This window comes from Pseudomonas sp. HLMP (genome assembly GCF_046365545.1).
Classification (GTDB): domain Bacteria; phylum Pseudomonadota; class Gammaproteobacteria; order Pseudomonadales; family Pseudomonadaceae; genus Aquipseudomonas; species Aquipseudomonas guariconensis_B.
The window spans coordinates 2,272,934-2,292,734 of the sequence record NZ_JBDLLR010000001.1; the positions used below are offsets into that span (position 1 = coordinate 2,272,934).

Sequence of the window (19,801 nt, forward strand, 5' to 3'; positions counted from 1 at the left end):
CAAGCTGCAAGCCGTCACCCTTCCTCAGGCCAGAAGCGCAGAGGCTTGCCCTCGGCAGGCCAGAAGCGTACCTGTTCGATCGGCGAGACATCCCAGCGTTGCACCGTCTCCAAGGCTTCCAGGAAGCGTCGCTCCTGGTCCATCAGCGCCGGCGCGCAGAGCTTGCGGGTCTTGCCCACCTTGCCGAAGCTCAGGCGTTCGCCCTCCAGCGTGTAGGACGCGAACCAATGGTTGCAGCCGGCATTGCCGTAGGCACGGCCATCGCTGGCGAGGGTCAGGGTCAGGCGGCTGTAGTCGATCAGCGGGCGCTCGCCGATCCATTCCAGCACGTAGCTGCGCTCCTGCTGCAGCTTCGAGGGCTCGGCGGCGCAGCCGAGCAGGCCGCAGGCCAGCAGCGCGGCGGTCAACAGGTGTTTCACCGGGCGCTCTCCTGGCATTGCGGGCACAGGTGCTGCTCGCCACGGCTGGCCCAGCCCAGCTCGGCGATACGTGCACTGGCCGCCGGCTGGCGGGCCTTGTTACCGAGCTTGGCATCCACGGCGAACTCGAAGTCCAGCACGGCATCGCAGCTGTCGCACTTGACCTGCCAGTTGAGGATTTCCAGCTCGTTGAACACCGGGCCACTGGCCACGGCGACCCATTGACCAGGGGGGTTGATCAGGTGGCGTACGCTTTCCACGGCCAGGCGCATGGACAGGCCCTTGCTGCCCTTGAGGGTGACCAACAGGGCATCGTCTTTCTGGATCGAGCCACCGTTGCCGGTCACCTGGTAGCGGCCCGGCGCCAGCGCGCGGCACTCGATCAGGGTGTGTTGCGGGTTGAATAGGGTGTAGCGGAAATCGTGTTCGACCATGGGTCCTCCAGAATTGCCGCGTATCCTAGCATTAACCTTCCACGGTGTTGCGCGGATCGCCCGCCGCCCAGCGGACGACATTGTCGAGCGTGGTCGCGGCGATCGCGTCCAGCGCCTCGCGGGTGAGGAATGCCTGGTGTGCGGTGACGATCACGTTGGGGAAGGTCAGCAGCCGCGCCAGCACGTCATCTTGCAGCGGCAGGTCGGAACGGTCCTCGAAGAACAGTTGGGCCTCCTCTTCATAGACATCCAGCCCCAGGTAGCCCAACTGGCCGCTCTTGAGCGCGTCGATCAGTGCCGGGGTGTCGACCAGCGCGCCCCGCCCGGTGTTGATCAGCATGGCGCCGGGCTGCAGCCAGGACAGGCTTTGGGCGTTGATCAGGTGGCGGGTCTGCTCGGTCAGCGGGCAGTGCAGGCTGATGATCTTCGCCTCGCGCAGCAGCTCGGGCAACGCCAGGTAACGCGCCCCGAGGGCCAATAGCTCGGGGTTGGGGTGGGGGTCGTAGGCCAGCAGCCGGCAGCCGAAGCCCGCCATGATGCGGGCGAAGGCTGCGCCGATCTGGCCGGTGCCGATCACCCCGACGGTCTTGCCGTGCAGGTCGAAGCCGGTCAGCCCGTGCAGGGTGAAGTCGCCTTCGCGGGTGCGGTTGTAGGCCCGGTGCAGGCGGCGATTGAGGGCCAGGATCAAGGCCACGGCATGTTCGGCCACGGCATGTGGCGAATAGGCCGGTACTCGCACCACCGCCAGATCCAGGCGCCGGGCGGCTGCCAGGTCGACATGGTTGTAGCCGGCCGAGCGCAGGGCGACCAGGCGGGTGCCGCCGGCGGCCAGGCGCTCGAGGACCGGTGCATCCAGTTCGTCGTTGATGAAGGCGCAGACCACCTCGAAGCCGGCGGCCAGGGCGGCGGTGTCGAGGGTCAGGCGCGCGGCCTGGAAATGCAGCTCCAGGCCGCTGTCGGTGGCGGCCCGGAGGAAGCTTTCCTGGTCGTAGTGCTGACTGCTGAACAACAGGATGCGCATGGCGGCTCTTCCTTGTTGGTGGTGTCGGCAGTCTAGCCAGCCTGCCGGGGCAGGTGTTGATCTGGGGCGGGCAAATGGATGGATTGCCTTGTGTCGCGAACAGGCTGCGAAGCGGCCTCAATGGCGCAGTCAGGCGCTCAAGCGCGCCTGTGCAGCCAACCGGGTGATGGCCCTGTCCAGCTCGTCCAGGGCCTGCTGCACCTGGGGGCTGTCCTGCTTGAGCAGGGTCTCGCTGCGTTGGCAGGCCGCGCGCAGCTGCGGTACACCGCAATAGCGCGAGGCACCGTTGAGGCGATGCACCCGCTCGATCATCGCCGTGCGATCACCGGCTTCGCGGGCGGCACGGATGGCTTCGCGATCGCTCTCCAGCGACGCCAGCAGCATGGCCAGCATGTCGGCGGCCAGGTCCGGTTTACCGGCAGCCAGGCGCAGGCCCTCCTCGGGGTCGAGCACCTTCAGCTCGCTGCTGTCAGGCAGGCGCTCAGGGCTGCGTTCCGCTTGCGGCGCAGCCAGGCTGAAGCCGGTCCATTTCATCACCACCTGGGCCAGTTGGCGCTCGCTGATCGGCTTGGTCAGGTAGTCGTCCATGCCACTGTGCAGCAGGGCACGCTTCTCGTTGGCCATGGCATGGGCCGTCAGCGCGACGATGGGCAGTGCCGGGCCGCTCTGGCTGCTTTCCCACTGGCGGATCTGCTCGGTGCAGGCACGGCCGTCCATGCCGGGCATCTGCACGTCCATCAGCACCAGGTCGAAGGGTTCGTCCTGTACCGCCTGGACCGCCGCATAGCCGTTGTCGAGCGCCAGCACCTCGGCGCCCAGGCCTTCGAGCAGGGTCTGCACCAGCAGCAGGTTGGCCGGGTTGTCGTCGACGCACAGGATCTTCGGCACCCGCTGGCCGGCGGCGCCACGCGGCTCGCTGGCCAGCCGGCGCGGCTGCAGCAGTTCCAGCAGCAGGCGGCGCAGCTTGCGCGTGCAGGTCGGCTTGGACAGCAACTGGCCGTGGGCATTGGGCAGGTAGGGGTGGTAGAGCGCCTGCTCGGTGGTCGGGCACAGCACCACGCACCGGCAGCCGAAACGCTCCAGTTGCGGGTGGTAGCGGCCGAGCTGCTCGGGCGAGAGGTTACCCAGGTTGGCGCCGAGCACGGCGAACTCGAACGGCTGGCCGGCCTGGCTGGCCGCTTGCACGCCCTGCAGCAGTTGCTCGAAGGAGGCGAACAGGCTGACGCTCAGGCCGCAGTCCTCCAACTGGTGCTCCAGGGCCTGGCGGGCCAGCTCATGGCCATCGACGATCGCGACGCGGCGGCCGAGCAGCGCCTGCAACGGCGCTTCCTGGGGATCGTCATGGGCCTTGGGCAGGCTGAGGCTGATCCAGAACTGCGAGCCCTCGCCAGGGGTGCTGTCGACGCCGATCTCGCCACCCATCTGCTCGATCAGGCGCTTGGAAATCACCAGGCCCAGGCCAGTGCCGCCGGGCTGGCGCGACAGCGAGTTGTCGGCCTGGCTGAAGGCCTGGAACAAGGTGCGCACATCCTGGGGCGAGAGGCCGATGCCGGTGTCCTGGACACTGATGCGCAGTTGCACGCTGTCTTCCTGCTCGTCCTCGAGCATGGCGCGCACGACGATGGTGCCTTCGCGGGTGAACTTGATGGCGTTGCTCACCAGGTTGGTGAGGATCTGCTTGAGCCGCAGCGGGTCGCCGACCAGCGACAGCGGCGTGTCGCGATAGACCAGGCTGAGCAGCTCCAACTGCTTGGCGTGGGCGGCCGGGGCGAGGATGGTCAAGGTGTCCTGGATCAGGTCGCGCAGGTTGAAAGGGATGCTGTCGAGCACCAGCTTGCCGGCCTCGATCTTGGAGAAGTCGAGGATCTCGTTGATGATCCCCAGCAGGTTGTCGGCGGATTTCTCGATGGTGCCCAGGTAGTCAAGCTGGCGTGGCGTCAGCTCGCTCTTTTGCAACAGGTGGGTGAAGCCGAGGATACCGTTGAGCGGGGTGCGGATCTCGTGGCTCATGTTGGCCAGGAACTCGGACTTGATCCGGCTGGCCTCCAGGGCCTCCTTGCGCGCCATGTCCAGCTCGATGTTCTGGATCTCGATGGTTTCCAGGTTCTGGCGCACGTCCTCGGTGGCCTGGTCGATGCTGTGCTGCAGCTCCTCGTGGGCGTTGTGCAGGGTCTGGGCCATGCGGTTGATGCCCGCGGCCAGCTCGTCCAGCTCGTGGCTGCCCATGGTTGGCAGGCGTTCTTCCAGGTTGCCGTCCTTGAGCTGGTTGACCGCATGCTTGATGCGTGCGATCGGGTCGTTGATCGTGCGGCTCATGCGCAGGGCGAGCAGGGCGGTGAGGGCCAGGCAGGCGAGGATCAGCAGCAGGCTGGTGAACAGGTTGCGGTAGGCGCGCAGCAGGGTGCCGTCATGGGACAGCTCGATCTCGACCCAGCCGAGCAGGCGCTCGGCCTCGGCGGGGACCGCATGGGTGGCCAGGTCGCGGTGATGGCCGAATACCGGCATCAGGTAGCGGGTGGCATCGTTGCCAGTGCGGTGCAGCAACTGGGTGCCGGTGCCACCGCTGGGCGGTGGGTTGAGCATGCTCGGGCCGGCATGGGCCAGGTCGGTACGGTCGGGGCGCAGGAACGCCACGGCGCGCACGTCGGCCTGTTCCAGGGCCTGGGCGGCGATGCGCCCGAGCTGGTCCTGGGTCTGCTTGGCGAGGGCCGGGGCGGCCAGCGGTGCCAGTTGCTCGGCGATCATCTTGCCGCGCTGGAGCAACTGGGTACGCAATTCGTTCTGTTGCAACCAGGTGAAATAGCTGCCCAGCACCAGCGCCATCAGGCTGGCCGGCAGCAGGGCCAGCAACAGGACCCGGCTTCTGATTCCCAAGCGATCTAGCACACTCGTCTCCTGTCATGTGCTTGCATGCCGTCGGTGTACGGACGGACCCAGGCGGAACGTTACCCCGGCTGCCAGGCCAATGCACTCATTTGTATCTGTTTCATACGGTCCTTGCCGGGAAGACAGGGGCTGCACCGCCAGCATAAAAGCGCAACCGGTCGCGAGCCGGTTGCGTTGGCAAGACAGCTTGCTCAATAATTGCGCAATTGAGAATCAATGTCAGAAGCCAATGAATCCCGTAGCCATTCAAACATCCAGCATTCTCGCCATCGAGGACGACCCCGTGCTCGGCGCCTACCTGCGCGAGGAACTGCAACGTGGCGGCTTCCAGGTGACCTGGTGCCGCAACGGCCTGGAGGGTCTGGAAACCGCCGGTCGCCAGGCATTCGACGTGGTCCTGCTGGATATCCTGCTGCCCGGCCTCAATGGCCTCGATGCCCTGGCCCAGTTGCGCCGGCGCAGCAGCACGCCGGTGATCCTGATGTCGGCGCTGGGCGCGGAGGCCGATCGCATCACGGGTTTTCAGCGCGGTGCCGACGACTACTTGCCCAAGCCCTTCAGCATGACCGAACTGCAGGTGCGCATCGAAGCGATCCTGCGACGCGTGGCCCTCGAGCGACGCCACCAGCCATCGCGTGAGTCGGCGCCTGGGCAGCTGCGCTTCGACGAGGACGCCTGCGACGTGTGCCTGGATGGCCGATGGGCGGGGCTTACACCCAGTGAATACCGCTTGCTGGACACCCTCAACCGCAGCCAGGACGAAGTGCTGAGCAAACCCTTTCTCTACCAGCAGGTGCTGCAGCGCGGCTATTCCCGCCACGACCGCAGCCTCGACATGCATGTCAGCCAGATCCGCCGCAAGCTCAAGGTGATCGGCTACCAGGAGCGGCAGTTGCGCACGGTCTGGGGCAAGGGCTATGTCCTCAGTGCCGGCGAGGTGGACTGAGCGTGCTCGACCGTCATTCGTTGTTCTGGAAGCTGGCGATCCTGCTGGTGGGGTTCTGCCTGCTGATGATCGGCCTGAGCTACACCTGGGGCCGGCACATGGAAACCCAGAACGCCTTCCTGGCCGAGTCGGCCCGGCAGCACTTGCGCGGCTATGCGGTGGAGGCCGAGCGGGCCTGGCGCGAAGGCGGCCGGGCCGGGGTCGATCGCTGGCTGGCTGACATGCGCCAGCGCGAGTCCGGCTGGGTCGGGGTGTTCGATGCCGAGCTGCAGCCGCTGGGCAGCGCCACGCTGACCCCCGAACACATCCAGCACCTGACCCGCCTGCGGGGCGTCGACTGGCCCATGAGCCGGCGCAGCATCGGCCAGCCCTGGCTGCGCCTGCCGTTCCCCGATGCACCGGAGCAGGGCATGCTGGTGATCGAGCTGCCGGAGCGTTTCAACCCTGGCCAGTACCGGCTGTTCTGGCAGGTCCTCACCAACGGCGTGATCCCGGGGCTGTTCACCCTGCTGCTGTGCGTCGGCCTGTACCGGATGCTGATCGTGCCGCTGAACCAGTTGCGCGAGCAGGCCAATGCCTGGCGCGCCGACCAGCTGTCGGCGCGCCTGGATGCGCGAACCATCGGCCGGCATGACGAGCTGGGCGAACTGGCCCGTGCCTTCGACCAGATGGCCGAGCGCCTGCAGGGCACCGTGGCCCTGCAGCAACAGTTGTTGCGCGACCTGTCCCACGAGATGCGCACCCCCCTCAGCCGCCTGCGCGTGGCCTGCGACGGCGAGACCGACCTGCAACGCCTGCGCGAACGCCTGACCCGCGAGGTGGACTGCATGCAGCAACTGGTCGAGGACACCCTGCAACTGGCCTGGCAGGATGCCGAGCGCGCGCCGATGAACCTCGAGCCGATCCAGTTCCAGGCGCTGTGGGACATGCTCGCCGAGGACGCCTGCTACGAGAGCGGCTGGTCGCCGGCCCGGCTGCGCTGCGAGGTGCCCGCCGACTGCTGGGTGCAAGGCAACCTCAACCTCCTCGCCCAAGCCCTGGAGAACATGCTTCGCAACGCCATCCGTCATTCGCCCGCGCAGGGTGTGGTGCGTCTGGGCGGGCAGCGCGAGGGCAACCATTGGCGGATCTGGCTGGAAGACCAGGGCGGCGGGGTGGCCGAGCAGGACCTGGAACGGATCTTCGCGCCGTTCTCGCGCCTGGACGGCTCCCGCCCCGGCGATGGTGGTTTCGGCCTCGGCCTGAGCATCGCCCGCAGTGCCATCCAGCGCCAGGGCGGCACGCTCTGGGCAGAAAACGGCAAGCAGGGCCTGCGCCTGTACATGCGCCTGCCGGTGCATGTGCAGGCCCCCTCGCGGGACAAGCCCAGCCCGACAGGCGCCGCGCTGAACCAGGCGCCTGTGGTGGGCGTCTAGATGGCCGGTTCGCACGTGCTTTATAGCTTGTAGCTATAGCGACCACAGATTGCGTGATATGGCCGGGAAAGGTTTGCCGGTATGATAGGCGCCCCTGCCGTCCGGATTGTGAAATACGCCCATGACCTTGCAGTACCCAACCATCGCCGATTGCGTCGGCAATACGCCCCTGGTTCGCCTGCAGCGCATTGCCGGTGAAACCAGCAATACCCTCCTGCTCAAGCTCGAAGGCAACAATCCCGCCGGGTCGGTCAAGGACCGCCCTGCGCTGTCGATGATCGCCCGCGCCGAACTGCGTGGCCAGATCAAGCCCGGCGACACCCTGATCGAGGCCACCTCCGGCAACACCGGTATCGCCTTGGCCATGGCAGCGGCGATCAAGGGCTACAAGATGATCCTGATCATGCCGGACAACTCCACCGCCGAACGCAAGGCGGCGATGACCGCCTATGGCGCCGAGCTGATCCTGGTCAGCAAGGAGGAGGGCATGGAAGGTGCCCGCGACCTGGCCGAGAAGCTGCAGGCCGAGGGTCGGGGCCTGGTTCTCGACCAGTTCGCCAACGGCGACAACCCGATCGCCCACTACACCAGCACAGGTCCGGAGATCTGGCAGCAGACCCAGGGCAGCATCACCCACTTCATCAGCTCCATGGGCACCACCGGCACCATCATGGGCTGCTCCCAGTACCTCAAGGAGCAGAACCCAGCGGTGCAGATCGTCGGCCTGCAGCCGATGGAAGGCTCGGCCATCCCCGGCATCCGCCGCTGGCCCGAGGAATACCTGCCGAAGATCTTCGACGCCAGCCGGGTCGACCGTGTGGTCGACATGTCCCAGGAGGAAGCCGAGCAGACCACCCGCCGCCTTGCCCGCGAAGAGGGCATTTTCTGTGGCGTGTCTTCCGGTGGTGCGGTCGCGGCCATGCTGCGCCTGTCCCGGGAGGTCGAGAACGCGGTGATGGTGGCGATCATCTGCGATCGCGGCGACCGTTACCTGTCCACCGGCCTGTTCGACGCGAACTGATGTCCAGGAAGAAAAGCAGCGGCGGCCTGCGCTTCCAGCCGGCCGGCGGCAACCGTGCGGCCCAGGTGCCGGTGGGCAAGAAGCAGCACCTGCAGATCGAGCGCCTGGCCGGCGATGGCCGTGGCATCGCCTTCCATGACGGGCGCACCTGGTTCGTCAGCGGTGCCCTGGCGGGCGAGGCGGTCGAGGCGCGGGTGCTCGGTGCCCGCGGCAAGGTGGTCGAGGCACGCCTGGAGCGGGTCCTGCAGGCCAGCCCCGAGCGCCGCGAAGCGCCGTGCCGCCACTATGCGCGCTGCGGAGGCTGCAACCTGCAGCACCTGCCCCATGAAGGCCAACTGGCGCTCAAGCAGCGCCTGCTGGCCGAGCAACTGCAACGGGTCGCCGGCGTGCAGCCCGAGGCGTGGGCGGCTCCCTTGAGCGGGCCGGAGTTCGGCTACCGGCGGCGGGCGCGGGTCGCCGTGCGCTGGGACGCGAAGGCCCGCCAACTGGCGGTGGGGTTCCGTGCCGAGGCCAGCCAGGACATCGTCGCCATCGACGAGTGCGCGGTGCTGGTACAACCCTTGCAGTCGATCCTGCGCCACCTGCCGACCGTGCTGCGCAGCCTGGGCAAGCCCCAGGCGCTGGGCCACGTCGAATTGTTCAGTGGTACCGCTGAGGCGGTGCTGGTGCGTCATGTGGCGCCGCTGCCGGCGGACGATCTGGCGCGCCTGCAGGCCTTCTGCAAGCAGGCCGGTGCCCAGCTATGGCTGCAGGGCGAGGGCGAGCCGGCACCGGTCGAGCCCGGGCAGACGCTGGGGTTTGCCCTCGAGCCCTGGGGGCTGGAGCTGGCCTGGCGGCCAGGCGACTTCGTCCAGGTCAACGCCCAGGTCAACACGGCGATGATCGAGCAGGCGTTGGCCTGGCTGGCGCCGCACGCCGAGGAGCGGGTGCTGGACTTGTTCTGCGGCCTGGGCAACTTCGCCCTGCCGCTGGCCCGCCAGGCCCGCGAGGTGGTGGCGGTGGAGGGTGTGCAGGCCATGGTGGACCGGGCGGCGGCCAATGCCCGGGACAACGACGTGCATAACGCACGGTTTTTTCAGGCCGATTTATCGCAGCCTTTGGCGGGTGCCGGATGGGCCGCCGAAGGCTTTTCTGCGGTACTCTTGGATCCACCGCGCGACGGTGCCTTCGAGGTGGTGCAAGGCATCGCCCGCCTCAAGGCCAGGCGGCTGGTCTATGTGTCATGCAACCCGGCCACGCTGGCGCGAGACGCCCAGGTGCTGGTCGGCCAAGGGTACCGGTTAACAAGGGCCGGGATTCTCGACATGTTTCCTCAGACGGCGCATGTCGAGGCCATGGCGTTATTCGAAGCGGGCTAGCCAGGCTGGCCCCTTGGTGCGGTTCCCAGGGAATGGGGGGCTGCACGGTGATTGCCAGCGCACCCGCGTGGTGCGCTGTATGGAAAGGTAGAAAAAAGATGGTACAGGTGAGAGTGCACCAGCCGGTCAATACCGACGGCAGTATCAATCTCGAAGCATGGCTGGATCATGTGGTGAGCGTCGATTCGGCGCTGGATCGCGAGGCGCTCAAGGAGGCCTGCGAATTCGCCCATGAGGTGGAGAAAAAGGGCAACCCGGCCAAGCATTCCTGGGCCGATGGCACTTCCAGCTTCCAGGCGGGGCTGGAGATCGCCGAAATCCTTGCCGACCTCAAGCTCGACCAGGACTCCCTGGTGGCGGCGGTGGTCTACCGCTCGGTGCGCGAGGGCAAGGTGACCCTGGCCGAGGTCGGGCAGCGCTTTGGTCCGGTGGTGTCCAAGCTGATCGACGGCGTGTTGCGCATGGCTGCCATCAGCGCCAGCCTCAGCCCGCGCCAGTCGCTGGTGCTCGGCTCCCAAGCGCAGGTCGAGAACCTGCGCAAGATGCTCGTGGCCATGGTCGATGACGTGCGCGTGGCGCTGATCAAGCTGGCCGAGCGTACCTGCGCCATTCGTGCGGTCAAGGCCGCCGACGACGAGAAACGCCTGCGCGTGGCGCGCGAGGTGTTCGACATCTATGCGCCACTGGCGCACCGCCTGGGCATCGGTCATATCAAGTGGGAGCTGGAGGACCTGTCCTTCCGCTACCTCGAGCCCGACCAGTACAAGCAGATCGCCAAGCTCCTGCACGAGCGTCGGCTGGACCGCGAGCGTTTCATCAGCGACGTGATGAACCAGTTGCAGAACGAACTGCTGGCCACCGGGGTCAAGGCCGACATCAGTGGCCGGGCGAAGCATATCTATTCCATCTGGCGCAAGATGCAGCGCAAGGGCCTGGAGTTCAGCCAGATCTACGACGTGCGCGCCGTGCGCGTGCTGGTCCCGGAAATCCGCGACTGCTATACCGCGCTGGGTATCGTGCATACCCTGTGGCGGCACATTCCCAAGGAGTTCGACGACTACATCGCCAACCCCAAGGAGAACGGCTACCGCTCCCTGCACACGGCGGTGATCGGCCCAGAGGGCAAGGTGCTGGAGGTGCAGATCCGCACCCACGGCATGCACGAGGAAGCCGAGCTGGGCGTCTGCGCCCACTGGCGCTACAAGGGCACCGACGTCAAGTCCAGCTCCAACCACTATGAAGAGAAGATTTCCTGGCTGCGCCAGGTGCTGGAGTGGCACGAGGAGCTGGGCGACATCGGCGGCCTGGCCGAGCAACTGCGCGTCGACATCGAGCCGGACCGGGTCTATGTGTTCACCCCCGACGGCCATGCCATCGACCTGCCCAAGGGTGCCACGCCGCTGGACTTCGCCTACCGCGTGCACACCGAGATCGGCCACAACTGCCGCGGCGCCAAGATCAACGGGCGCATCGTGCCGCTCAACTACAGCCTGCAGACCGGTGAGCAGGTGGAGATCATCACCAGCAAGCACGGCAGCCCCAGCCGCGACTGGCTGAACTCCAACCTGGGCTACGTCACCACTTCGCGGGCGCGGGCCAAGATCGTCCACTGGTTCAAGCTGCAGGCGCGCGACCAGAACGTCGCCGCCGGCAAGACCCTGCTCGAGCGCGAGCTGAGCCGCCTGGGCCTGCCCCAGGTGGACTTCGAGCGCCTGGCGGAAAAGGCCAACGTCAAGACCGCCGAGGACATGTTCGCCGCCCTCGGTGCCGGCGACCTGCGCCTGGCGCACATGGTCAACGCCGCCCAGCAACTGCTCGAGCCGGAGCGCAACGAGCAGATCGAGCTGGTCCCGCGCAAGGCCAGCAGCGCCAAGTCCGGCAAGCGTGGCGACATCCAGATCCAGGGGGTCGGCAACCTGCTCACGCAGATGGCCGGCTGCTGCCAGCCGCTGCCGGGCGATGCCATCGTCGGCTACATCACCCAGGGCCGCGGCGTGACCATCCACCGCCAGGACTGCGCCTCGGTGCTGCAACTGGCCGGCAAGGAGCCGGAGCGGATGATCCAGGTCAACTGGGGTCCGGTGCCGGTGCAGACCTACCCGGTCGACATCGTCATCCGCGCCTACGACCGCCCGGGCCTGCTGCGCGACGTGTCGCAGGTGCTGCTCAACGAGAAGATCAACGTGCTGGCGGTCAATACCCGCTCGAACAAGGACGACAACACCGCGCTGATGTCGCTGACCATCGAGATTCCTGGCCTGAACGCCCTGGGGCGCCTGCTGGGCAGGATCTCGCAGTTGCCGAACATCATCGAGACGCGGCGTAATCGTACCCCTTGAAACACTGCAATGGGGCCGCTGTGCGGCCCATCGCCGGCACGTCGGCTCCCACGGGCACCGGGCATGGCAGCCTCTTCGTGGGGGCTGGCTTGCCAGCGATCGGGGGCATGGCCCCCGCGAGGAAGAGACGCCTATGACCTACACCCTCGACGACCTGCTGCACCTCATGGCCCGCCTGCGCGACCCGCAGCACGGTTGCCCCTGGGACCTGCAGCAGGACTACGCCAGTATCGTCCCGCACACCCTTGAGGAGGCCTACGAGGTCGCCGACACCATCGAGCGCGGTGATTTCGAGCACCTGCAGGGCGAGCTGGGCGACCTGTTGTTCCAGGTGGTCTACTACAGCCAGCTGGCCCGGGAGGAGGGGCGCTTCGAGTTCGCCGGCGTGGTCGATGCCATCACCCGCAAGCTGATCCGCCGCCACCCCCATGTCTTCCCCACCGGCGACCTGTACGCACCGCTGGATACCCCGCGCCTGAGCGAGGCCCAGGTCAAGTCGCGTTGGGAAGCGATCAAGGCCGAGGAGCGCGCGGAAAAGAGCGAGCCCGAGCAACTGTCGCTGCTCGACGATGTACCGGCGACGCTGCCGGCCTTGTCGCGGGCGGCCAAGCTGCAAAAGCGCGCGGCCACGGTCGGTTTCGACTGGCCCGAGGCGCTGCCGGTGCTGGACAAGGTCCGCGAGGAGCTGGACGAAGTATTGCAGGCCATGGCCGATGGCGATGCCGAGGCCCTGGAGGACGAAGTCGGCGACCTGTTGTTCGCCACCGTCAACCTGGCCCGCCACCTCAAGCACGACCCGGAAAATGCCCTGCGCCGCGCCAACCGCAAGTTCGAGCGGCGCTTCCGTTTCATCGAGCAGGCATTGCGCGAGCAGGGCCTGTCCATCCAAGATCGTACCCTCGACGAGTTGGACGCCCTCTGGGGCGAAGCCAAGCGTCAGGAAAAGAACCTGCCCAGCTGCGGCTGAGCTGTTGCATAAGTGAGTGAACACCCATGAGCCTTTCCCTTCGCGATCAATTGCTCAAGGCCGGTCTGGTCAACCAGAAGCAGGTCAAGCAGGCTAACAAAGCCGAGAAGAAACAGAAGCGCCTGGAACACAAGGGCCAGGTCGAAGTCGACGATACCCAGCAGCGCCTGGCCAAGGAGGCCATGGCCGAGAAGGCCAGGAAGGACCAGGAGCTGAACCGCCAGCTTCAGGAGAAGGCCGAGCAGAAGGCCCGTGCCGCGCAGGTCAAGCAGTTGATCGAGGCGACCCGCCTGCCCAAGCTCAATACCGAGGACTACTACAACTTCGTCGATGACAAGAAGGTCAAGCGTATTGCCGTCAATGCCTTGATGCGCAGCAAGCTCAGCAATGGCGCCCTGGCGATCGTCGCTCATGGCGGTGGCTACGAAGTGATCCCACGCGAGGCCGCGGTGAAGATCCAGGAGCGCGATCCCAAGCGCGTGCTGCTGCTCAACACCCATGTCGAGGAGGCGGACGAGGACGATCCCTACGCGGCCTACAAGATCCCTGACGATCTCATGTGGTAAGCCACGAAAAACAGCCTTGGCTCAATGCCGGTCAGTTAAGATTTTCAGTTGTCATTTGGGGCGCGAAGCGGCCCCAAATATGACAAAGCGCCGCTTAACTGACAGGCATTGCGCCTTGGCGCGTTTTTTCCTGGGAACGTCCGGTCATTGCGCAGCGCGCTGGCTTTCCAGGCATTCGAGCTCGGTGCGGTACTGCTGGGCTTCTTGCTCGGTGTGGAACATGCCCACCAGTTCACCCTGCTGATGCACGTCCCAGATCCGCAGGCCGCAGGCCTGGCTTTCGTGGGACATTTTCGATTCGTCGCGTTCGGTTACTTGGACTGTCATCGGTAAACTCCACTTTCGGTTGACTGCGGCAACGTGTCGCAGGACTTCTTTATAGAGTTTGTTAGCAGGCTAAGTAAATAAATCGGCCATGAAACATGTTTCATGAAGCCTGGCTTCAAGAGAATGCGCGGCCTTCGACACCTTGCTCGGCATCAGGCCCACCACAAAACAGCTTGCAGCGTGCCGCTCGAAGCAAAAAAGAAACCCCGCACAGTGGCGGGGTTTCGGTTGGTGCAGGCAGCGGAGCGGGTGTCAGTTGCCCTTCACCGACTTGCCGTCGACCGTGCCGTCCTGCAGCACGATCACGTACTCCTTGCCATCGGTCTCGACCTGGCGCAGTTGTACCAGCAGGTAGTCCCAGTCCTTGGCGAACCACAGCTCGGTGATGCGTTTGCTCTGGCTCGGGTCGCGCACGCGCTCGACCTTGACCGCGTCGACCTGGCCGGCCTTGGTGGCCACTTTCTCGGTGCCGAGCACGCGGAAGTCGTAGGTGTCGATCTCGTCACCGTCGACCACCTGGTAGGTCATGCTCTTCTTGCCGGCGGCCACGTCATGCTGCAGGGCCAGCTGGTAGGACGACTTGTCCAGCACGCCGCGGTTGAGCGGCAGGTTGATCGCGTCGCCACGATCGCTGCCGGTGACCTTCTTGCTGGTCCAGTCGAAGTCCAGGTCGACCTTCTTCGCCTTGCCCAGGCCGCCACGTTCGAAGTGGTACTTCTGCGGCAGCAGGGTGTCGTTGTCCAGGCGCAGGGTGCTTTGCTCGGTCAGGCTGGCGATCATCATGGATGCCTTGAAGTTCAGGCTCCAGGTACCGTTGGCATTCTTTTCCAGGCTGCGCTCGGCGGTGCCGCTCATGGGCAGCTGTTTCCAGTCGGCGGTGTAGCTGGCCGAGAAAGGCTTCAGATCAGCTGCCTGGAGAGGCAGGGCGAGCACGGCGAGAGCCAAGAGCAGGGCGCGACGCATAAGTTCTCCTAGGGTCGAATCAAGTGGCCGCTGGCCGCCAGCGGCTGGCCATCCAGTAATGCACCCTGTGCGCCCAGACGCAAGCGTCCTTCGGCGAACCAGCGCACCGCCAGCGGGTAGATCTGGTGTTCCTGGCGGTGAACCCGCTCAGCCAGGGCCTGCGGCGTGTCATCCGGCGCCACCGGAACCACTGCCTGTACGACCAGAGGGCCGCCGTCGAGTTCCTCGGTGACGAAGTGCACGCTGCAACCGTGTTCGCTATCGCCGGCCTCCAGTGCCCGCTGGTGGGTATGCAGGCCCTTGTACTTGGGCAGCAACGACGGGTGGATGTTGAGCAGGCGGCCCTGGTAGTGACGGACGAAGCCACCCGTGAGGATGCGCATGAAACCGGCCAGTACCACCAGGTCCGGCTCGAAGCCGTCGATCAACGCCATCAGTGCCGCGTCGAAGGCCTCGCGGCCCTCGAAGCCGGTGTGCTCCAGCACGGCGGTGTCGATACCGGCCGCCTGAGCGCGCTGCAGGCCATAGGCGTCGGCACGGTTGGAGATCACGCCACGGATGCGCACCGGGCTGTCTTCGCCGCGGCTGCTGTCGATCAGCGCTTGCAGGTTGCTGCCGGAGCCCGACAGCAATACCACTACGTTGCAGGTCTCGCTCGGCATCAGTGCGCCTTGAGGTTGTGCAGCTCGACCTGGGCAGCGCCGGCCGGGGCCTCGGCGATGCGGCCGATGACCCATGGCTGTTCACCGGCTTCGCGCAGCACCTGCAGGGCGCTGTCGACCTGGTCCTGGGCCACGCAGATGACCATGCCGACGCCGCAGTTCAGTACGCGGTGCATCTCGTGCTCGTCGACGTTGCCTTTTTCCTGCAGGAAGTCGAACACCGCCGGGCGCTGCCAGCTGGCCACGTCGATGATCGCCTGGGCGTTGTCGGGCAGTACGCGCGGAATGTTGTCCAGCAGGCCGCCGCCGGTGATGTGGGCCATGGCCTTGACCGCGCCGGTGTCCTTGATCAGCTTGAGCAGGGGCTTGACGTAGATGCGGGTCGGCGCCATCAGCAGGTCGGCCAGTGGCTTGCCGTCGAGCTGGGTGTTGTCGATGTCGGTAGCGGACACTTCGAGGATCTTGCGGATCAGCGAGTAGCCGTTGGAGTGCGGGCCGGAGGAGGGCAGGGCGATCAGGGCGTCGCCGGTGGCCACCTTGGAGCCGTCGATGATCTCGGACTTTTCCACCACGCCGACGCAGAAGCCGGCCAGGTCGTAGTCCTCGCCTTCGTACATGCCCGGCATCTCGGCGGTTTCGCCGCCCACCAGGGAGCAGCCGGCCAGCTCGCAACCGGCGCCGATGCCGGTGACCACGGTGGCGGCGACATCGACGTTGAGCTTGCCGGTGGCGTAGTAGTCGAGGAAGAACAGCGGCTCGGCGCCGCAGACGATCAGGTCGTTGACGCACATGGCGACCAGGTCCTGGCCGATGCTGTCGTGCTTGTTCAGGTTCAGCGCCAGGCGCAGCTTGGTGCCGACGCCGTCGGTGCCGGAGACCAGAACCGGCTGCTTGTAGCCGGCCGGGATCTCGCAGAGGGCGCCGAAGCCGCCCAGGCCACCCATGACTTCAGGGCGCGCGGTGCGCTTGGCCACGCCCTTGATGCGTTCGACCAGTGCTTCGCCGGCGTCGATGTCTACACCGGCGTCCTTGTAGCTCAGGGAGGGTTGCTTGCTCATTGATCCAGGCCTTTAGGAGGGAGGGATTCGGAAAAACGACCAGGGCGGCCAAGGCCGGCTCGGGGAGCGGCGGCTGCCTGTACGTCACTGGTCTGCGAAGGCGCGCGATTTTATCAGGGTTGCTGTGCAGCGGCCATCCTCAGGCCGACGGGCAGGCCGGGAAATTGGCAAAAACTGGCCGTGGGTGGTTGGCGTGGTCGCTTCTGTATAAGCTGCAAGCTGCAAGAAAAAGCGGGGCGTGCATCGATCTGCCTTTTCTTGCAGCTTTGTAGCTTGCAGCTCACCTGGATAGGAATCCGCCATGCGTTTTATCAATCACCTGGCTGTGGCTTGCCTGGCTCTGGCCGGCACCGTCGCCCAGGCCGAAACCGTTTCCGGGCTCTATCAGGTCCGCGAACCCATCGAGGGGCAGGGCAGCGAAGCGCGCGCCCAGGCCACCGGCAAGGCCCTGGAAACCCTCGTGTTGCGCCTGACCGGCGACCCCAAGGCGGCGCAGAGCCCGGCGCTGGCCGGCCTGCGCAAGGACCCACGGCAGATCATCAACCAGGTCGGCACCGAGGCCGGCCCGCCCGAATCCGTGCTGGTCGAATTCGACCCCGGCAGCACCGAGCGCGCCCTGCGCCAGGCCGGTCTGGCGCTGTGGGGCAGCAACCGGCCGTCGATCCTCGGCTGGTGGCTGAACGACAGCGTCGAAGGCAGCAACCTGGTCGGCGATGGCCAGTCCAGTGCCGGCCCCCTGCGCCGTGCCGCCCAGCATCGCGGCCTACCGCTGCGCCTGCCGTTGGCCGACTTGCAGGAGCAACTGGTGGCCAATGCCAAGCAACTGGAAGGCAATGACCCGGCGCCGCTGCGCGAAGCCTCCGAGCGCTATGGCGCCGATGCCCTGCTGGCGGTGCATGCCCAGGAGACCGACGGCAAGTGGCAGGGCACCTGGCAACTGTGGCTGGGCGAGCAGCGTGAGCGGGGCAAGGCCGAGGGCCCCGACCAGGCGGCCCTGGCCGATGCCGTGATGCTGGCGGTGAGCAGCCGCCTGGCACCGCGCTACGCCACCCGCCCGGGCGCCAGCGGCGAGCTGCAGGTACAGGTACAGGGCATGAACCTGCAACGCTACGCCGAACTCGGCCGCGTGCTCGAACCCTACGGTCCGCGCCTGCGACAGGCCGAGGGCGACACCCTGACTTACAGTGTCACCGGCAATCGCGAGCAACTGCGCGCGCAACTGGGCCTGGCCAAACTGCAGGAACTGCCGGCCGATGCGGTGCCCCCGGCACCCGCCACCTCCGAAGACCAGGCGGCGCAGCAGCCAGGCGCGGCCCAGGCGGCCGCGCCCAAGCCGTTCGATGGCCTGCGGTTTCGCTGGTAGGGAGCGCCGCTCATGACCGATCTACGCCGTTGGGCCTGGCTGGGCGTGGCCCTGCTGGTCGCCGTGCTGTTGTACTGCCTGCACAACATCCTTTCGCCCTTCCTGGTGGGTATTCTCCTGGCCTACCTGGCCGACCCGCTGGTCGACCGCCTGGAGCGCCTGGGCCTGTCGCGGACCTGGGGCGTGGTCGTGGTGTTCAGCTTGTTCACCCTGATCTTCCTGGCCCTGCTGCTGGTGCTGATCCCCATGCTGGCCAAGCAGCTGGTGCGCCTGTACGAGCTGGCGCCGCAGATGCTCGACTGGCTGCAGCACGTGGCCCTGCCCTGGGTGCAGAGCCGCCTGGGCCTGGCCGATGGCTTCTGGAAGTTCGACAAGATCAAGGCCGCCATCGGCGCGCACATGGGCCAGACCACCGACATCGTCGGCATGCTGCTGTCCCAGGCCACCGCCTCGAGCCTGGCGTTGATCGCCTGGCTGGCCAACCTGGTGCTCATCCCGGTGGTGGGCTTCTACCTGCTGCGCGACTGGGACCTGATGATGGCCAAGCTGCGCAGCCTCCTGCCACGCCAGCGTGAGGCGCAGGTGGTGGGGCTGGCCGGCGAATGCCATGAGGTGCTGGGGGCGTTCGTCCGTGGCCAGTTGCTGGTGATGGTCGCCCTCGGCCTGATCTATGCCGGCGGCCTGATGCTGGTGGGGCTGGAACTGGGCCTGTTGATCGGCCTGCTGGCAGGGCTGGCGGCCATCGTGCCGTACATGGGCTTCATCATCGGCATCGGCGCGGCGTTGGTCGCCGGGTTGTTCCAGTTCGGCGGCGAGCTGTACCCCATGCTCGGCATCATCGCGGTGTTCATGGTCGGCCAGGCCCTCGAAGGCATGGTGCTGACGCCGCTGCTGGTGGGCGATCGCATCGGCCTGCACCCGGTGGCGGTGATCTTCGCCATCCTTGCCGGCGGTGAGCTGTTCGGCTTCACCGGGGTGCTGCTGGCCTTGCCGGTGGCGGCGGTGATCATGGTGCTGCTGCGGCATGTGCACGACCTGTACAAGGAATCGGACATGTATGCCGGGGATATCGATCCGCCGTTGTGAACGCAGCGGCGTAGCCCTGGGGAAGCAGGTGCAAGTCATTGATTTTGCTTGCTCTCCAAGCTGCGCCGATTGTGCCGCCCGCGTTGCGGGTATAGACTTTGCACACTGTTCACCAAAGGCCCCCTGTGGTCCTCGCGACCGCCCGCCAGCATGAAACCGATCCAGTTGCCCCTGGGTGTGCGCCTGCGCGATGACGCCACCTTCATCAACTATTATCCGGGCGCCAATGCCGCGGCATTGGGCTACGTCGAGCGGCTTTGCGAGGCCGACGCCGGCTGGACCGAGAGCCTCATCTACCTGTGGGGCAAACAGGGCGTTGGCCGTACCCACCTGCTCCAGGCCGCCACCCACCGCTTCCAGCAACTGGGCGAGCCGGCTGTCTACCTGCCCCTGGCGCAACTGCTCGACCGTGGCGTGGAACTGCTCGACTACCTGGAGCAGTACGAGCTGGTGTGCATCGACGACTTGCACGTGATCGCTGGCAAGGCCGACTGGGAAGAGGCCATGTTCCACCTGTTCAACCGCTTGCGCGACAGCGGTCGACGCCTGCTGCTGGCGGCGTCCAGTTCGCCACGCGAGCTGCCGATCAAGCTGCCGGACCTCAAGTCGCGCCTGACCCTGGCACTGATCTTCCAGATGCGTGGCCTGTCCGACGAAGACAAGCTGCGGGCCTTGCAACTGCGGGCCTCGCGCCGTGGCCTGCACCTGACCGACGAGGTCGGCCATTTCATCCTGACCCGGGGCACGCGCAGCATGAGCGCGCTGTTCGATCTGCTCGAGCGCCTGGACCAGGCTTCGCTGCAAGCGCAGCGCAAGCTGACCATCCCCTTCCTCAAGGAAACCCTGGGCTGGTGAGCCCTCGAAAGTAGCGGGCCAGAGCCTCGAAACGGAAAAGTCACATTTTTTTCGATAAAATTTGCAAATGGCCATGATAGAGGGCATAGTTTCCCCCTTCTAAAGGACTACAGAC

General features: G+C 66.2%; 18 protein-coding genes. 10 read left to right on the forward strand and 8 right to left on the reverse strand.

The window, feature by feature from the left end:
- Positions 1-14 precede the first annotated feature (14 nt).
- The 4 genes from ABFA30_RS10710 to ABFA30_RS10725 all read right to left on the reverse strand — a co-directional run bounded on the left by ABFA30_RS10710 (position 15) and on the right by ABFA30_RS10725 (position 4,760).
- A complete protein-coding gene (locus tag ABFA30_RS10710) occupies positions 15-419 on the reverse strand; it encodes an META domain-containing protein (protein WP_253081560.1) in 405 nt (134 codons plus the stop codon).
- Complete coding sequence (locus ABFA30_RS10715; protein WP_225788323.1) at positions 416-853, reverse strand: hypothetical protein; 438 nt, start codon at positions 851-853, stop codon at positions 416-418. Before ABFA30_RS10715 ends, ABFA30_RS10710 begins: the two co-directional genes overlap by 4 nt.
- Positions 854-884: 31 nt before the next feature.
- Complete coding sequence (locus ABFA30_RS10720; protein WP_410045412.1) at positions 885-1,874, reverse strand: 2-hydroxyacid dehydrogenase; 990 nt, start codon at positions 1,872-1,874, stop codon at positions 885-887.
- Between the two features lie 129 nt (positions 1,875-2,003).
- The gene (locus ABFA30_RS10725; protein ID WP_253091475.1) at positions 2,004-4,760 is read right to left on the reverse strand and encodes a response regulator; all 2,757 of its coding nucleotides are present in this window, start codon (positions 4,758-4,760) and stop codon (positions 2,004-2,006) included.
- Between the two features lie 229 nt (positions 4,761-4,989).
- Here ABFA30_RS10725 and ABFA30_RS10730 point away from each other — a divergent pair, with 229 nt between their 5' ends.
- From ABFA30_RS10730 to ABFA30_RS10760, 7 genes are all read left to right on the forward strand, one after another.
- Complete coding sequence (locus ABFA30_RS10730; RefSeq protein ID WP_225788320.1) at positions 4,990-5,706, forward strand: response regulator transcription factor; 717 nt, start codon at positions 4,990-4,992, stop codon at positions 5,704-5,706.
- Positions 5,707-5,708: 2 nt separating this feature from the next.
- On the forward strand, positions 5,709-7,121 hold the full coding sequence (locus ABFA30_RS10735) for a histidine kinase sensor domain-containing protein (RefSeq protein WP_368815433.1): 1,413 nt from the start codon (positions 5,709-5,711) through the stop codon (positions 7,119-7,121).
- A 121-nt stretch (positions 7,122-7,242) separates the two neighbouring features.
- Positions 7,243-8,142, forward strand: a complete 900-nt coding sequence (gene cysM, locus ABFA30_RS10740; protein ID WP_225788318.1) for a cysteine synthase CysM — start codon at positions 7,243-7,245, stop codon at positions 8,140-8,142.
- Positions 8,142-9,500, forward strand: coding sequence for a 23S rRNA (uracil(1939)-C(5))-methyltransferase RlmD (gene rlmD, locus ABFA30_RS10745; RefSeq protein ID WP_225788317.1), 1,359 nt, complete (start codon positions 8,142-8,144; stop codon positions 9,498-9,500). Before cysM ends, rlmD begins: the two co-directional genes overlap by 1 nt.
- Positions 9,501-9,598: 98 nt before the next feature.
- A complete protein-coding gene (relA, locus tag ABFA30_RS10750) occupies positions 9,599-11,839 on the forward strand; it encodes a GTP diphosphokinase (protein WP_225788316.1) in 2,241 nt (746 codons plus the stop codon).
- Positions 11,840-11,972: 133 nt separating this feature from the next.
- On the forward strand, positions 11,973-12,806 hold the full coding sequence (mazG, locus tag ABFA30_RS10755) for a nucleoside triphosphate pyrophosphohydrolase (RefSeq protein ID WP_225788315.1): 834 nt from the start codon (positions 11,973-11,975) through the stop codon (positions 12,804-12,806).
- 26 nt (positions 12,807-12,832) lie between these two features.
- Positions 12,833-13,372 carry a DUF2058 domain-containing protein gene (locus tag ABFA30_RS10760; protein WP_225788314.1) on the forward strand — a complete coding sequence of 180 codons (540 nt, stop codon included), beginning with the start codon at positions 12,833-12,835 and terminating at the stop codon, positions 13,370-13,372.
- A 144-nt stretch (positions 13,373-13,516) separates the two neighbouring features.
- On the opposite strand, the gene ABFA30_RS10765 is transcribed toward ABFA30_RS10760, so the two are convergent.
- The 4 genes from ABFA30_RS10765 to purM form a co-directional block, all read right to left on the reverse strand.
- Positions 13,517-13,699 carry a hypothetical protein gene (locus ABFA30_RS10765; RefSeq protein ID WP_253081561.1) on the reverse strand — a complete coding sequence of 61 codons (183 nt, stop codon included), beginning with the start codon at positions 13,697-13,699 and terminating at the stop codon, positions 13,517-13,519.
- 252 nt (positions 13,700-13,951) lie between these two features.
- A complete protein-coding gene (locus tag ABFA30_RS10770) occupies positions 13,952-14,662 on the reverse strand; it encodes a DUF3108 domain-containing protein (protein WP_225788312.1) in 711 nt (236 codons plus the stop codon).
- An 8-nt stretch (positions 14,663-14,670) separates the two neighbouring features.
- Entirely contained in the window at positions 14,671-15,324 is a 654-nt protein-coding gene (purN, locus tag ABFA30_RS10775) for a phosphoribosylglycinamide formyltransferase (RefSeq protein WP_253081118.1), read from the reverse strand.
- Positions 15,324-16,382: a phosphoribosylformylglycinamidine cyclo-ligase gene (gene purM / locus ABFA30_RS10780; protein WP_225788310.1), complete on the reverse strand. Its 1,059-nt coding sequence runs from the start codon at positions 16,380-16,382 to the stop codon at positions 15,324-15,326. The genes purN and purM overlap by 1 nt, the downstream gene beginning before the upstream one ends.
- Before the next feature lie 301 nt (positions 16,383-16,683).
- Between purM and ABFA30_RS10785 the strand changes: the two genes are divergently transcribed.
- The 3 genes from ABFA30_RS10785 (at position 16,684) to hda (ending at position 19,686) form a co-directional block, all read left to right on the forward strand.
- Positions 16,684-17,745, forward strand: coding sequence for a DUF2066 domain-containing protein (locus tag ABFA30_RS10785; protein WP_410045413.1), 1,062 nt, complete (start codon positions 16,684-16,686; stop codon positions 17,743-17,745).
- Between the two features lie 12 nt (positions 17,746-17,757).
- On the forward strand, positions 17,758-18,831 hold the full coding sequence (locus ABFA30_RS10790; RefSeq protein WP_225788308.1) for an AI-2E family transporter: 1,074 nt from the start codon (positions 17,758-17,760) through the stop codon (positions 18,829-18,831).
- Positions 18,832-18,981: 150 nt separating this feature from the next.
- Positions 18,982-19,686 carry a DnaA regulatory inactivator Hda gene (hda, locus tag ABFA30_RS10795; RefSeq protein WP_225788307.1) on the forward strand — a complete coding sequence of 235 codons (705 nt, stop codon included), beginning with the start codon at positions 18,982-18,984 and terminating at the stop codon, positions 19,684-19,686.
- Positions 19,687-19,801: the final 115 nt, after the last annotated feature.

What these genes read in the sequence shown, in the direction of transcription:
- ABFA30_RS10715 (WP_225788323.1), bottom strand. Translation starts at nt 853, where the DNA reads ATGGTCGAACACGATTTCCGCTACACCCTATTCAACCCGCAACACACC.
- ABFA30_RS10720 (WP_410045412.1), bottom strand. Translation starts at nt 1,874, where the DNA reads ATGCGCATCCTGTTGTTCAGCAGTCAGCACTACGACCAGGAAAGCTTC.
- ABFA30_RS10730 (WP_225788320.1), top strand. Translation starts at nt 4,990, where the DNA reads ATGAATCCCGTAGCCATTCAAACATCCAGCATTCTCGCCATCGAGGAC.
- cysM (WP_225788318.1), top strand. Translation starts at nt 7,243, where the DNA reads ATGACCTTGCAGTACCCAACCATCGCCGATTGCGTCGGCAATACGCCC.
- rlmD (WP_225788317.1), top strand. Translation starts at nt 8,142, where the DNA reads ATGTCCAGGAAGAAAAGCAGCGGCGGCCTGCGCTTCCAGCCGGCCGGC.
- relA (WP_225788316.1), top strand. Translation starts at nt 9,599, where the DNA reads ATGGTACAGGTGAGAGTGCACCAGCCGGTCAATACCGACGGCAGTATC.
- mazG (WP_225788315.1), top strand. Translation starts at nt 11,973, where the DNA reads ATGACCTACACCCTCGACGACCTGCTGCACCTCATGGCCCGCCTGCGC.
- ABFA30_RS10760 (WP_225788314.1), top strand. Translation starts at nt 12,833, where the DNA reads ATGAGCCTTTCCCTTCGCGATCAATTGCTCAAGGCCGGTCTGGTCAAC.
- ABFA30_RS10765 (WP_253081561.1), bottom strand. Translation starts at nt 13,699, where the DNA reads ATGACAGTCCAAGTAACCGAACGCGACGAATCGAAAATGTCCCACGAA.
- ABFA30_RS10770 (WP_225788312.1), bottom strand. Translation starts at nt 14,662, where the DNA reads ATGCGTCGCGCCCTGCTCTTGGCTCTCGCCGTGCTCGCCCTGCCTCTC.
- purN (WP_253081118.1), bottom strand. Translation starts at nt 15,324, where the DNA reads ATGCCGAGCGAGACCTGCAACGTAGTGGTATTGCTGTCGGGCTCCGGC.
- purM (WP_225788310.1), bottom strand. Translation starts at nt 16,382, where the DNA reads ATGAGCAAGCAACCCTCCCTGAGCTACAAGGACGCCGGTGTAGACATC.
- ABFA30_RS10785 (WP_410045413.1), top strand. Translation starts at nt 16,684, where the DNA reads ATGCGTTTTATCAATCACCTGGCTGTGGCTTGCCTGGCTCTGGCCGGC.
- ABFA30_RS10790 (WP_225788308.1), top strand. Translation starts at nt 17,758, where the DNA reads ATGACCGATCTACGCCGTTGGGCCTGGCTGGGCGTGGCCCTGCTGGTC.
- hda (WP_225788307.1), top strand. Translation starts at nt 18,982, where the DNA reads ATGAAACCGATCCAGTTGCCCCTGGGTGTGCGCCTGCGCGATGACGCC.